The sequence below is a fragment of the Marinobacter sp. DUT-3 genome, assembly GCF_050379435.1.
Taxonomy (GTDB): domain Bacteria; phylum Pseudomonadota; class Gammaproteobacteria; order Pseudomonadales; family Oleiphilaceae; genus Marinobacter.
In genome coordinates, this window is the sequence record NZ_JBNRMG010000009.1 from 48,677 (window position 1) to 62,215 (window position 13,539).

The following is a 13,539-nucleotide window of genomic DNA, read 5'->3' on the forward strand; positions in this document are numbered from 1 at the left end:
TCGTATATTAAACTTATGTTCGTATAGCGAACTTTATATAATCACTGCAATGGAGATACCGTGATGGCCGAATTTCTCTCCCTGAAGGAGGCCGTGAGCCGCCACGTCAGCAACGGCGACACCGTTTGCATGGAGGGCTTCACCCACCTGATTCCGTTCGCGGCGGGCCATGAAATCATTCGCCAGGAAAAGCGCGACCTGACCCTGATCCGCATGACGCCGGATCTGGTTTACGACCAGATGATCGGCGCCGGCTGTGCTAAAAAGCTGATTTTCTCATGGGGCGGCAACCCCGGGGTGGGCTCCCTGCACCGTCTGAGGGATGCGGTTGAAAATGGCTGGCCGAACAGACTGGAAATCCTCGAACACAGCCATGCCGCCATGGCCTGCGCTTATGAAGCTGGTGCAGCTGGACTGCCGCTGGCGGTGCTGCGTGGTTACGTGGGTAGCGATCTGCCAAAGGTTAATGACCAGATCAAATTCATTGAGTGTCCATTCACCGGTGAACGCCTGGCTGCGGTGCCGTCCGTTCGCCCGGATGTTGCGGTGATTCATGCGCAGCGTGCCGATCGCAAAGGCAACGTATTGGTCGAGGGTATCGTTGGTATCCAGAAGGAAGTGGTGCTGGCTGCCAAACGTAGCATCGTTACCGTCGAGGAAATCGTCGAGGACCTCGGTGCTTCCGTGAACGCCTGCGTGCTGCCTTCCTGGGCCATCACCGCCATCGCCGAGGCACCGAAAGGTGCCAGTCCGTCATACTCTTACGGCTATTATGATCGGGACAACGCGTTCTACAAAGAATGGGACGGCATCGCCCGTGACCGGGAGACCTTCCAGACCTGGCTGAAAGAAAACGTGTTTGAAAAAGGAGCTGCGTGATGAGCCTTGAATTTACCTCCTCGGAAATGATGAGCGTCACTGCCGCCCGCGCATTGACCAGCGACATGACCTGTTTCGTCGGTATCGGCCTGCCCAGCGAGGCCGCCAATCTGGCGCGCCTGACCCATGCGCCGGATGTCACCCTGATTTATGAATCCGGCACCCTGCAGACCAAGCCGGACGTGCTGCCCCTGTCCATCGGTGACGGCGAGTTGTGCGAGTCAGCCCTGACGACGGTTTCAGTGCCGGAAATGTTCCGCTATTGGCTGCAGGGTGGCCACGTCAGCGTCGGCTTCCTTGGTACTGCCCAGATTGATCGCTACGCCAACCTCAACACTACTCTGATTGGTGATTACCGCGAACCCAAAGTCCGTCTTCCCGGCGGTGGTGGCGCCCCCGAGATAGCCACCAACGCGAAAGAGGTGTTCATTACGGTCAAGCACTCCAAACGCACCTTCGTGAAGGATGTGGACTTCGTGACCACCGTCGGCTTTGGCCGTGACGGCAAGGCTCGCGAAAACGTTCCGAACATTGGTCGTGGCCCCACGGTAGTGATCACTGACCTGTGTATTCTTAAGCCGGATCCGGACACCAAAGAACTGGTGGTCACGTCCCTGCACCCGAACGTGACCCGGGAAGAGGTGATCGAGGCGACCGGCTGGGAGATTCGGTTTGCGGAGCAGCTGGAAACCACACCAGAACCGACCGCAAAAGAACTGGACATCCTTCGTGACCTGAAAGCACGCACAAACGCCCACCATGCCGGCCAACAGTGAGAACTATCATGACTGACGTTTATCTCTGCCATCCCCGTCGTTCGGCCATTGGCCGCTTCGGCGGCACTCTGGCCAGCGTTCGCCCCGACGACCTGGCGGCGCACATCTTCAAGGCCGTACTGGAACAGGCACCTGAGCTGGACCCAGCGGCCATCGATGAAGTGATGATGGGCTCCGCCAACCAGGCCGGTGAGGACAACCGCAACGTGGCACGGATGTCTGCTCTGCTTGCAGGCTTGCCCACCTCCGTACCCGGTACCACCCTCAACCGCCTCTGCGGCTCAGGTATGGATGCCGTGGGCACCGCTTTTCGTGCCATTCGTGCCGGCGAGATGGACCTGGTACTGGCCGGCGGCGTGGAGTCCATGTCCCGCGCACCCTATGTCATGGGCAAGGCCGACGCTGCCTTCTCGCGAGGCCAGAACATTGAAGACACCACCATCGGCTGGCGCTTCGTCAATCCGCTGATGAAGAAACAGTACGGCATCGAGTCCATGCCGGAAACCGCTGAGAATGTGGCCGAGCAGTATAAGGTGTCGCGGGAAGATCAGGACCTGTTTGCTTTCCGCTCGCAGGAGAAAGCCGCCCTAGCCCAGAAGGAAGGCATCTTTGCCGAAGAGATCGTGCCGGTGTCCGTTCCACGTCGCAAGCAGGATGCGCTGGTATTCGATACCGACGAACATCTCCGCAAGAGCACCGTGGAAAAGCTCGCTTCCCTGCCAACGCCGTTCCGGGACGGCGGCAGCGTTACCGCTGGCAACGCCTCTGGCGTGAACGACGGCGCCGCTGCAATGCTGGTCGCCAGTGAGAGTGCAGTTAAAACCCACGGACTGAAGCCCATGGCCCGCATTCTGGGCATGGCGACAGCAGGCGTGGAACCGCGCATCATGGGTATTGGCCCGGTGCCGGCGGTTCGCAAGCTGCTGGAGAATCAGGGTATCAGCATCGACGACATCGACGTGATTGAACTGAACGAAGCCTTTGCTGCACAAGGATTGGCGGTATTACGGGAACTGGGAGTTGCCGACGATGACAAGCGAGTGAACCCCAATGGTGGCGCAATTGCCCTCGGCCACCCTTTGGGCATGTCCGGCGCCCGTCTGATCATGACCGCCGCCCACCAACTCCAGCGCACCGGGGGCCGTTACGCCCTTTGCACGATGTGCGTGGGCGTGGGCCAAGGTATTGCTACACTCATTGAACGGGTTTGAACCGTCCTGAGGTAAGGAGAGCACATGGCATTTCTGAAGCATAATGGCCGCACCATCTGTTACCGCTTATTGGGTGACACCACCAAGCCACTGATGTTGATGGCGCATCCCCTGGGTATGACTCAGGGCGTTTGGGACGACATGCTGCCAGCGTTGTTGGGCAAATTCCGGGTACTGACCTGGGATCTGCCAGGCCACGGTGCCAGCGCAGCTTGGCCTGACGAGCCCGACAAAATCACACCGGAAGACCTGGCGCAGGAAGCCATCGCGCTTGCCGCCATTGCAGATACTGAAAAATTCCACTTCGTCGGCACATCAATTGGTGGGGTTATCGGCCAGCAACTCGTCAGCGAGCACTCTGACAGACTTCTCTCCGCCACGCTCACCAACACCGGCGCCGTCCTTGGCACACCCGATGCCTGGAATACCCGCTCGGCCAACGTGCTGGAACTCGGCCTCAGTGCCATGGCGGTCGATATCGTACCGCGCTGGTTCAGCCCCTCCGCCTGCGAACAACAACCAGCACTTATCGAAGGATGGCGCGTGATCATGGGGCGCGGAGATGACCGCAGTTATGCCTTGCTATGCGAATTGCTCGGGCGTGTCGACTTCCGCGAGAAGCTAGGCCAGCATCGCGTACCGCTCCGGCTGATTGGCGGTTCAGACGACGTTGCTACTCCGCCAGAAACGCTCAAGGTATTAGCCCAATGCAGTGGTGCCCCAGATCCAGTTATTCTAGAGCATGTCGGACACGTGCCGTCGGTTGAGTGTCCCTCGCACTTCCGCGACCTGCTCTCGTCACCACGGATCTGAAATGGTGGCATTTAGCGAGTGAGCCGGATCAAGCTGACGACCTCAAGAAAGCGGGCTGCGCGCTCCTCATTGTTGATCTGCAACCCTCGGTGCTTCAGCAGTTGAATCTGTTGCGAGACATCTATCGAAGGCTTGGTGAACTGCATCATGCCTGTTATCTCCAGGCATAAAAAACCCGCTCGATTTGTGCGTGACTGCCGAGGCAGATATAGACATGGCGGGTGTGTTGCAACTCAACATAGTAATGACATCCTAATTACGCAAGCTCAACTTGTTCCCTCTGCGACTCAATACAGATACTTTGATACGAATCCCGCTAACTATGTCTTTTTGGCACTCTTGCCCAGCAACGGAGCATGCTCCACCTCATAAGCGTCGGTCGCCTGCATTTCGGTCATCAACCACTCCTTGAAGGCCTTCATTCCCGAGGTTAGCGGGCGGTGCTTTTGGTAAACCAGATAAAAAGCCCTGTGCGTATCAAGCGGAATATTGAACGGCACCACCAGATCCCCCGAACTGATTTCCCTGGACGTCAGCGTGGGGTCTGCCAAAGCCACACCCAGATTTTCCTGCGCGGCCGCAGTGGCTAGCTGACCACTGGATAACTGAAGGCTGTCCCTAGGGGTAATAAACTCTGCGTCAGCCAATTGTAACCAGTTCTCCCACTCCCACTTGCGCTTGCTGACATAAATCAACGTGTGATGGCGCAGGTCTTCCGGAACCTCCAAAGGCGACTGTCCATCTAAAAGCTTCGGACTGCACACAGGCACCAGCATAACTTTCTGCAGAAAATGAACCTCGATGTCATCCCATTCGCCGTTTCCATAATAGACCGCCATATCGGTGCTCGACCGATTGAAATCGAGCAACCCCATAGAAGCGTTTATCTGAAGCTCGACATCCGGATACAGCTCCCGAAAACGAGACATACGCGGCATCAGCCACCGGGTCAGGAAATTGGGTGCCACGCTAATCTGAACGACATTGGTTTCCTGATTCGTTGCCAGTCGGTGAGTCGCCATTTCAATCTCGTCCAGCGCGTGCTTGACGGACATCAGATACTGCTCCCCAGATGGCGTCAGCTCAACCTTCCGCTTGCTCCGGCTAAACAGTGCTACCCCTAAATATTCTTCAAGCGTTTTAATCTGGTGACTGACGGCGGAAGCGGTCACGGATAACTCTTCGGCAGCAGCCGCAAAGCTGCTTTTTCTGGCCGAAGCCTCAAACATTCTTAACGCATTTAGAGGAGGAAGACGGCGCATAGGGGTTACCACTTATGATGAATTTTTCTCATCATTATGCTTAGAAAGGATCGCTTTTCCAATTGCCATGACCTCAGTAGCATAACCAACATAGAAACTTATCCATGCCACCAGGAGGATCACACCATGGATCAACAACATTTAACTGCGCCGAGCAGAGCCGAAATTGATTACTATGTGAAACTGGCCAAAGCACAGCGCAACCAATACATCGCGGACAAGGCCACTGCTTTGGCAGCAAGCTTCAAAGCTGCTCTTCGTTCTCTGTTTCAGGTTACGGTTTCCAAACAGTCCCCGAGCCACTAATTGATCTGGTCTCCCGTGGTGCATGGCTGGCAAAGGCTCAGCCTTCCAGCCTGCTCTCGGACTGCAACAGCGCGTATATTGTTGTCGTATACGGAGCGTCAATTCCCAATAGCTCACAACGCCGCAACACAGCACCCGCAATGCTATCCAGCTCCAGCGGGCGGCCCTTCTCCTTATCCACCAACATCGACGTCTTGATTGCATTAAAGTTGCTGATCAGCTCGAACATCTCGTCCAGATCCTTCTTTTCGAGGTTCACACCGTCTGCCTTTGAGGCTTCGACAGTTTCAGCCATCATTCCATACACGATTTTGCTGAACTCCGGATGGTGGGTGAGGCTGCGGGTATCCAGACCGGCGAGAGCCGAAAGTGGGTTCACGCCGTTGTTGATGACCAGCTTGCGCCAGAGTTCGTAGCGAATGTTATCCGAGAGCGTGGTCGGGATACCGGCTCCATTAAAAGCGGCAGCCAGTGTCTCGAGTAGCGGGTTCCGGGTATCGGACCTGGCGATGACTTTAGGCCACGCCCCCATCACGATCTGTGCGACGCCTTCGGCTTCGATAACACCCGGCCTGGCAATGTGGCCACCTATACGAACGGCCAGTCCACCAATAACCCTGTCAGCGCCAATGGCTTCCGCCAGGAGTGGTTCATTATCGACGCCGTTTTGCAGGGACAGCACGGGCACCCGCCCCTGCTTTAACCAGGCACCGAGTTCATCCACTACCGACGCAGTCGCTGTCGCTTTGAGAGCAATGACGATAACGTCAAAATCATCCAGCTTATATCGGGTAACAAGCTTCTGATGATCACAGACATCCGGCCGATGGTGCCGTTCCCGGCCTTCGTAACGAACCGTCAGGCCATTTTCTGCAAGGGCGTGCAGGTGTGCCCCACGGGCGGTCAGTACGGCCTGATGTCCCGCGTCCAACAGCCTTGCTGAGTAGTATCCTCCGATACCACCGGCACCAATCATTAACAGTCTGAGCATTCACGGAATCCCCCGGATTTTCCGTAGTTTATTGCATCCAGCCATAGCCTGAGAGACTGGATGTGACTCATCAGGGCCCGGATGCGACGGTCCGAAAACCTATGTGGGAGGTAGACAGAAACACCGGTTGAGGCTGCCGTGCCGCCGGCCGGTAGCGGAAACAGAAATCCTCCGAACACAGGTGAGAGCCTCCCTTGATGACGGTAGCGGGCACACCGGGATCCCTTGGGTCGTAGCCTTGCTCCGGCCCGTCAGGATTGTCGACCGAAGTCTCGTCGTGCCCCGGCCGATAAGGCGTGCTGGTAAGCTCCCATACGTTTCCTCCCATATCAAACAAGTCAAAGCCGTTTGCTGGAAAACAACCCACTGGCGAAGTACCGTAGAACCCGTCCAAGGCCAAGTTCATTACCGGAAACTTTCCCTGCCAGACATTGGCCATGTTCTCCGGCTTGCCGTCCTCCAGGTTACCCCACGCGAAGGTGGCGCCAAGGCGGCCCCCTCGGGCCGCGTATTCCCATTGCGCCTCCGAGGGTAAAGAACGCCCTGCCCACTCTGCGTAGGCTTCACTATCTGCCAGGGTGACATGCACTACCGGATGGTGCATGCGATCCCGGATGTCTGAGCCGGGTCCTTCCGGAGCTCGCCAACTGGCTCCTTCTACAAAACGCCAGCCCGGGTCGTCCGGGGAGTGACCGAACACTAGTGACCCAGGCTTGACGAGGGCTGCTGGAAAGTCCCCCAGTTCCGCTTCGGTCAGCCCCCTCTCGGCCTGAGTACGATAGCCAGTTGCCTCAACAAATCGGGCGAACTGAGCGTTAGTTACCGGATGACGGTCCATCCAGAAAGCATCTACCTGAGCCAGATAAGCGGGCGCTTCTTCGGGATAGCCCTGATCGGACCCGAAGGTAAATTCACCACCGCCGAGCCGGACCATGCCATGGCCCGGCAATCCGCTGACCGATGTCGGTAACCCGGCGTAGCCCTCACACAGAGTGGACGGCAGCGACACCTCACGGTCACTGGCGACGGTGAAATACAGGGCCGCCGACACTGCCAACGTCGCTACCAGGGCTATGGGAACTGCGATCCTCATTGCCCTGACCTGGCCTTGGATGTGGTTTCAAGCAACGGCAAGGCCGGCGTGAGATCGTCATTGAGGGCGATGTTGTTTACCTGGGCGTAATACTGCCATTCCGTCAGCAGGCGACTCAGTTCCACCGGGCGTTCCTCCGCTAGGTCGTTGCGTTCACCCGGATCCTGCGCCAGGTCGTATAGTTGCCACCCCGTATCGGCTTCCTTCACCGTATAAACCAGTTTGAGGGGCCCCTTGCGCAGCGCTGCATTACCATCGACTTCCCAACCCAGCACTCCTGCCTCCCGATCCTGGACAGATGCATCATACAGTGCGGACCACTGCGAACGTCCCTGAACCGGGTACACGGAGCGACCCTGGTACTCTATGCCCGGAGGATTGACGGAAGCCAGTTCCAACAGGGTGGGCATGACATCCCGAACACTCATGAACACTTCATCCGAGCCTCCCGGCGCCAGCTTGGCCGGATAATGGATGATCGCCGGCACCCGAATACCACCTTCCTGAATGGTCTGTTTGTAACCACGGAAGGGCTGAGCACTGACTTGGGCCCAGGCCTTTGGGTAGGTTACGAATGAGTTCTTTCGCCCAAGGTTGTCAAGACTGTTGTCGAAGTTTTCGGCGATCCAGTCACCCACCCGAAGATCATAATCCTTTGACTCAGGGCCATTGTCAGACATGAACATGATGAAGGTGTCTTCGTACTGACCGGTACGCTTCAGATAATTCACAAGGCGGCCTACCTCGGTATCCAGCTGGGTAACCATGGCGGCGTATACTTCCATTTCGCGGGCGGAACGCTGCTGCTCCTCCGCTCTCAGTGTTTCCCAGGCCGGTGACTCGTCGAGAACAGCCCGGTCAGGGAAATCGTCCGGCAACAGCCCTAGCTCCTTCATTCGGCCAATCCGAGCATCGGCTATAACCTGGTAGCCCTCGTCGTACTTGCCACGATACATTTCCAGGTAGCGGTCGGGCGCCTGAAGCGGCCAATGTGGGGCTGTATAGGCCGCCAGGGCAAAGAACGGACGCCCCTCCTTGCGGGCCGCTTCAGTCGAGGCAATCAGCTTGTCCGTATAATATTCTGTGGCGTTGAAGTCCTCCGGCAATTCCAGCGGTTTTCCGTTGTGCAGGAAGGTTGCCGGATAATCGGGGAAGAGCCCCATCTCATCCTGTTTAAAGTTCGCGGATCCGCCTTCCAGCACGGTCCAGGATTGCTCAAATCCCTGGTTCTGGGGCTGCAGATCTTCAGTCTTGCCCAGATGCCATTTTCCCGAGAGGATGGTCTTGTAGCCCGCATCATTGAGTAGCTGGGCCAGGGTAACGACCTGATGTCGAAGCACCCCCTCATAGCCCGGCAGAACGGGTACGTTACCTGGGAAACGCCGTTTACGGACCTCCGCCATCAAACCGAGGCCGGCCATGTGCTGGTCGTTTCCAGTCAGTAGCATTGCCCGGGTCGGCGAGCAGCTTGGTGCACTGTAGAAGTCTGTCATCATGCGGCCCTGCGCCACCAGGGAATCAATATGAGGAGTCGCGATTTCGCTTCCGAAGGCGCCGATGTCGGAATAGCCCAAATCGTCCGCGACCAGCAGCAGAATATTAGGAGAAGCATTGGCACCGCTTGCGGGTATCGAAAGTGCGGAAAATACCACCAAAGCGGCGGTGGACAATAACTGTCGAAAAGGAGTTTTCATTGTTTTAATCCTCTTAGCATCGTTGTGAAAGCTCAGAAGCTGAACCTGGCCATACCCTGCAAGCGGATTGCATCACCATTTGCACCACTCCAGAGCTCTCGCTCGTGGTATGCAGCCTCTACACCGAAGGTGATGTTCTTCATCGAAGACCAGATGTAGTTCAGGTGGGTAGAACGAAACTCTTCATTGGCATTTTCAGCGCCCGTCAGGCCATCCTTTACAGCTTCGTCCCAGTCCGCTTTTGCAATAGCCGTACCCAAAGTGATTGCGCCGGGACCCACTTTCAGAGTGGCCCCCAGGGTGCCGCCCGTAGCTTCGATTGTCTCGACTTCACCGCCCACGACATAGGCTGGCGCGCCCGGATTGCGGTTCAGGTATCCACCCAAACCATCACCATGCACAACACTCGCCCGGACAGTCAGCGTGTCGGTTAAAGCCTGAGCAATACCGAAAGACACACCCCATCCAAACGCCGAGTCATCATCAGTTCCGGTGTCTACAGCTAGCTGACGCAACACAACAGACGCATGATAGCTGGTCGGTCCTCGGGACCCGTAGCGAATCGTAACGTCCGGAAGAGAGTCTTTGGCACTGGCAGCGGTCGTCGGCGTGCCATTAGCAACATTAACTTCGCTGGCGACACTGCCACCAAGGTTACCCCCATCTTCCAGAGCCATTGAGAGATTGCCGGTGGTATAGCGTAGCTGCGCCTGGCGAGCGGTGGACGAACCGACCGGTACGCGGAAATCAACGGTGGGGTAGATACCGGTAAAACCCGGGAAGTTGGTAAAAGTCTGACCGGCCAGAATCCCGTTCCATTCCCCGTAGGCTTTGCGCAACCGCAAATTGCCTGAACCAAAGAAGTCGCCTTCAATCACGACTTTCAGATCACCACCGTGCTCCATCGGGGTCAGAGTAGACAGTCCAATGCGGGATTCACTGGCATCTGCCTGAAAGTGTCCTTCGGCCACGTCCTGAGTGTCCAAACCAACGTTTTGCGGAACCAGCAACGGCCCAAGGTTGGCATCCACATCGTAGATCATATTGAGCTCGGCATAACCGTAAAGACTTGCCTTGGTGCCAGCCACCTCAAGATCCAGTGCAGTGGAATTCATGCTAACGGCCATCAAAGACAGACTAATGGCACCACGGAACATAGCTTGGGATTGAAGATACTGTTTCATATTCATAGGATTTTTATCCATTTTATTTATTGAAAACACAATATTGATTTGTTTTTATAATCGATAATCACAAAGGCTTCCCCGGAGCAATCCCTCCCCTTTTAAATGCATTATGTGAGTTGGTATGACGGCAGCCGGCTAGCGGCTGCCCGGAAGATTAGTCACTAAGGATCATCACGAACTCCGGTGCGAGCACCATGAGTGCAACGATAAACAGGTCCGCCACCAGAAACAGGGTGACGCCCCGGAAGATGTCGACCAGTGAGGCATATTTCGCCGCAACGCCACGGATCACGAAAATGTTCATACCGACCGGCGGAGTGATCATGCCGATTTCCAGAAGCTTGACCACCAGAACGCCAAACCAGATCAGCGATACCTGAAAGCTATCCAGAATTGGCAGGAAGATGGGCAGGGTAATGAGCATGGCACCGAACGGTTCCATGAACAGACCCAGCACAAGGTAGACCGCGACAATCATCAGCATCAGCTGCAGGAAACTCAGGTCCCAGGCAGCCAACAGGTCACCGACGGCACCTGACACGCCACTGAGGCTGAGGAATACGGTAAACATGCTGGCACCGATACCGATGATCAGCAGCGACGATGTGGTCGCCAGCGTCTCCAGCAGCGCTGTTTTGAAGATATTCAGATCCAGCCGACGCAACATCAGGGAAATGATGATGGCGCCACCCGCGCCAATGGCCCCCGCTTCGGTGGCGGTAAAGACACCGGAGAACATCCCGCCAAAAATAATCCCGCCAAGCACAAGTACCGGCCAGATTTCACGGACAGCCTGGGCAACGGTGTAGTCCAGTGCACCGTTCTCATGCCGGGGCACGATATCCGGTCGGAAAAAACTCACCAGCATAACGACCAGACTGTAAGCCACGGCAGTGACCAGGCCGATCACGATGCCACCCAGGAAGATATTGGTGATCGAGGTCTGGGTGAAGGTGCCGTAGATAATCATCAGAATACTTGGTGGAATCAGCGCACCGATGGTGCCGCCAGCCGCGATGGTGCCGCAGGCAAAGCTGGGCTTGTAGCCGGAACGCACCATTTCAGGAATGGCAATTTTGCCCATGGCGGCAGCGCAGGCCACACTGGAACCGGAAACGGCAGCAAAGCCGGAACTGGCGAAAATACTGGAGATAGCCAATCCACCCGGCAGCCAACGGAAAACCACTTTGGCAGCGTTAAACAACCCTGCGGTCAACCCTGTGTGATAACTGACGAATCCCATCAGCAGAAACATGGGTACCGCGCTAAGCGTCCACTTGGACAGGAAGTCATAAGGTTTGGACGCCAGCATACTGACCGCCACATCCGATCCCATCATGGCTGCGATACCACCAAGCGATACGCCAATAAGGGCAATGGCCACCGGAACCCGCAAAATCAGCAGGGCCAGCAGAATACCAAGACCGATCAGACCTGTTTCGAGAGACATAGCGAAATACCTACGCGGCGTCAGGAGCCGATTGCGGGAACAACAGAAGCGGTATGCGGATCAGGCAGACCAGAGCGGCCAGACCAAAGCCGAAAGGCAAAGCGAAATAGCCCGGCCAGACGATGATCTGGGTGTCCAGCGCTATGATGTAGGCACCCACATCGAACTGCTCCATGGCTTTGTCCCAGGTGCTGATGGCCAGCACGGTGTACACGCCTATACAGACCACCGCGACGAGCACATCCAAGATGCGCAAACCGAGTTTGCCGAACACGCTGGAAAATGCCTCAACAACAATCATCAAGCGCTTACTTTCGACCCACGCCAGCGGTAACAGAACCAGCATGAGCATGTAGTAGCGGGTGACCATTTCCAGGGTGGCCGGCACCGATACTTCGAACACCGTGCGGGCAATCACGTCGGCACAGATATGGACCATCATGGCCAGAATGCCGATCATGCCGAAGTACGACAGGAACCCTGTGAGCTTTTCCACTAGCTGGAATAGAGTGTTCATAACGCCCTCAGCCTCACTTTGGAATAAAGGCCACCGCGATGATGGCCGCCCGGGAGTGGTTTACAGGCCGTATGTTGTCGGGTCGACCTTGGAGAGGATCTCGGATTCGTACAGCGCCACAATGGCCTCTTCACTGCCTTCAGACTCTGCAATCAGCCGTTCCCACTTATCAACCAGAGCGTCGAAACGGGCAATCTTGTCTTCCGCACCGACAATATCGAAACGCTCTTCTGAGCTGGCGGCCGCAGTCACGAGATCCTGCGCCTTGAACTCATCGGTACTGGCGATCAGTGCTTCGGAAGGCTCAATAATTTTCAAGCCATTCTCACGGGCAACAGACTTACCTTCTTCAACCATTTCCACCCAACGCGCAGTGGTCCTCACGTTGGCTACGATTGATGCTTTCATCAATGCCTCGCGATCATCCACTGACAGACCTTGCCAGACGTTGTTCTTGACTGAATGATTGGCCAGAGAATGGAAGGTACCCATGTCCAACAGGGTGATGTGCGAGATGACTTCGCCCAGATTGAAGGAAATCACATCAGAGATAGACGTCACCGTGCCGTCAATGACACGCTGGGACAACGCCTCGAACGCCTCGCCGGTCGTCATGGTGACCGCTTTACCACCCATGGCCTCGACCCAGCGCGCATGTTGCGGTGTTGCAGTGCGCAGGCGCAGTCCTTCCAGGTCTTCCGGCTGGGTCACGGGAGCTGTCGTCAGGAGGCTGTAAGGGTTGGCGTGGGAGTTGGTGTAGACCACACCCAGTTTCTTGAATTCGCTTTGGCAATCATCACAGGTAACCACGTATTCCGTCATCGCGGCCGCGGTCACCTGGGGATTGCGGTGTCCCATCATGGACAAATCACCCACCAGATTGAAATTCGGCAGGTCTGCCGGGAAATAAGATGGCAAGAAAAGACCAACTTCCACCATACCGCTGAGAATTGCAGCACGCATATTGCCCAGAGTGGTAATTTCGGTGCCGAACAGACGACCACTCAGGTTGCCGTTCGAGTACTCCGGCAACAGCTCCTGGAAATCTGTGTACAGCGGATCATGGGCAGGATGGAGGGGCGGCAAACCGGAAGCTAAACGAAGCTCCCTGGCGGAAACACCCGAAACGAGGGTTGCTGCAAGTACGACACCGCACAGTATGTTGGCGGCGGTTTTTATGGAAGGTAATGTTATTGTCATAATGGTCACCGAGTATAAAATTCAGTATTGATTGTCTTGTCAGGTCAGCATGGCGCTCCCAGTTTGACCTTCATCAAGGCAACGGAAATTCGTTTTCCGTAACCTGCCAAATACGTGTATATCCCTATCCTTTGCTGTCTGCAGTATAGGAACTGACAAA

General features: G+C 56.1%; 14 protein-coding genes. 5 read left to right on the forward strand and 9 right to left on the reverse strand.

What is annotated here, in order from left to right; all coding sequences use genetic code 11:
- Positions 1-63 precede the first annotated feature (63 nt).
- Genes ACQUWM_RS13620 through ACQUWM_RS13635 form a run of 4 tightly spaced genes read left to right on the forward strand, consistent with a single transcriptional unit; the run spans position 64 to position 3,679 of the window.
- Positions 64-879, forward strand: coding sequence for a CoA transferase subunit A (locus ACQUWM_RS13620; protein ID WP_428922521.1), 816 nt, complete (start codon positions 64-66; stop codon positions 877-879).
- Positions 879-1,655 (forward strand): CoA-transferase subunit beta, encoded by a 777-nt coding sequence (locus tag ACQUWM_RS13625; protein ID WP_428922522.1) that lies wholly within the window; start codon positions 879-881, stop codon positions 1,653-1,655. The genes ACQUWM_RS13620 and ACQUWM_RS13625 overlap by 1 nt, the downstream gene beginning before the upstream one ends.
- A gap of 8 nt (positions 1,656-1,663) precedes the next feature.
- Positions 1,664-2,866 carry a 3-oxoadipyl-CoA thiolase gene (gene pcaF, locus ACQUWM_RS13630; RefSeq protein WP_428922523.1) on the forward strand — a complete coding sequence of 401 codons (1,203 nt, stop codon included), beginning with the start codon at positions 1,664-1,666 and terminating at the stop codon, positions 2,864-2,866.
- 24 nt (positions 2,867-2,890) lie between these two features.
- Positions 2,891-3,679 carry an alpha/beta fold hydrolase gene (locus ACQUWM_RS13635; RefSeq protein ID WP_428922524.1) on the forward strand — a complete coding sequence of 263 codons (789 nt, stop codon included), beginning with the start codon at positions 2,891-2,893 and terminating at the stop codon, positions 3,677-3,679.
- An 11-nt stretch (positions 3,680-3,690) separates the two neighbouring features.
- Here ACQUWM_RS13635 and ACQUWM_RS13640 read toward each other — a convergent pair whose 3' ends face one another.
- The gene (locus tag ACQUWM_RS13640) at positions 3,691-3,828 is read right to left on the reverse strand and encodes a hypothetical protein (protein ID WP_428922525.1); all 138 of its coding nucleotides are present in this window, start codon (positions 3,826-3,828) and stop codon (positions 3,691-3,693) included.
- 171 nt (positions 3,829-3,999) lie between these two features.
- A complete protein-coding gene (gene gcvA, locus ACQUWM_RS13645; protein ID WP_428922526.1) occupies positions 4,000-4,941 on the reverse strand; it encodes a transcriptional regulator GcvA in 942 nt (313 codons plus the stop codon).
- Positions 4,942-5,067: 126 nt separating this feature from the next.
- Here gcvA and ACQUWM_RS13650 point away from each other — a divergent pair, with 126 nt between their 5' ends.
- Positions 5,068-5,247 (forward strand): RSP_7527 family protein, encoded by a 180-nt coding sequence (locus ACQUWM_RS13650; protein WP_428922527.1) that lies wholly within the window; start codon positions 5,068-5,070, stop codon positions 5,245-5,247.
- A 37-nt stretch (positions 5,248-5,284) separates the two neighbouring features.
- Here the strand turns inward: ACQUWM_RS13650 and ACQUWM_RS13655 are convergent, their stop codons facing one another.
- The 7 genes from ACQUWM_RS13655 to ACQUWM_RS13685 all read right to left on the reverse strand — a co-directional run bounded on the left by ACQUWM_RS13655 (position 5,285) and on the right by ACQUWM_RS13685 (position 13,379).
- A complete protein-coding gene (locus ACQUWM_RS13655) occupies positions 5,285-6,238 on the reverse strand; it encodes a ketopantoate reductase family protein (protein WP_428922528.1) in 954 nt (317 codons plus the stop codon).
- A 70-nt stretch (positions 6,239-6,308) separates the two neighbouring features.
- Positions 6,309-7,331, reverse strand: coding sequence for a formylglycine-generating enzyme family protein (locus ACQUWM_RS13660; RefSeq protein WP_428922529.1), 1,023 nt, complete (start codon positions 7,329-7,331; stop codon positions 6,309-6,311).
- Positions 7,328-9,025, reverse strand: coding sequence for an arylsulfatase (locus tag ACQUWM_RS13665; RefSeq protein ID WP_428922530.1), 1,698 nt, complete (start codon positions 9,023-9,025; stop codon positions 7,328-7,330). Before ACQUWM_RS13665 ends, ACQUWM_RS13660 begins: the two co-directional genes overlap by 4 nt.
- Positions 9,026-9,057: 32 nt before the next feature.
- The gene (locus tag ACQUWM_RS13670; protein ID WP_428922531.1) at positions 9,058-10,230 is read right to left on the reverse strand and encodes a DcaP family trimeric outer membrane transporter; all 1,173 of its coding nucleotides are present in this window, start codon (positions 10,228-10,230) and stop codon (positions 9,058-9,060) included.
- Between the two features lie 136 nt (positions 10,231-10,366).
- Positions 10,367-11,662, reverse strand: coding sequence for a TRAP transporter large permease (locus ACQUWM_RS13675; RefSeq protein WP_428922532.1), 1,296 nt, complete (start codon positions 11,660-11,662; stop codon positions 10,367-10,369).
- Positions 11,663-11,672: 10 nt separating this feature from the next.
- A complete protein-coding gene (locus ACQUWM_RS13680; protein ID WP_428922533.1) occupies positions 11,673-12,179 on the reverse strand; it encodes a TRAP transporter small permease in 507 nt (168 codons plus the stop codon).
- Between the two features lie 60 nt (positions 12,180-12,239).
- Complete coding sequence (locus tag ACQUWM_RS13685) at positions 12,240-13,379, reverse strand: C4-dicarboxylate TRAP transporter substrate-binding protein (protein WP_428922534.1); 1,140 nt, start codon at positions 13,377-13,379, stop codon at positions 12,240-12,242.
- Between the last annotated feature and the right edge of the window lie 160 nt (positions 13,380-13,539).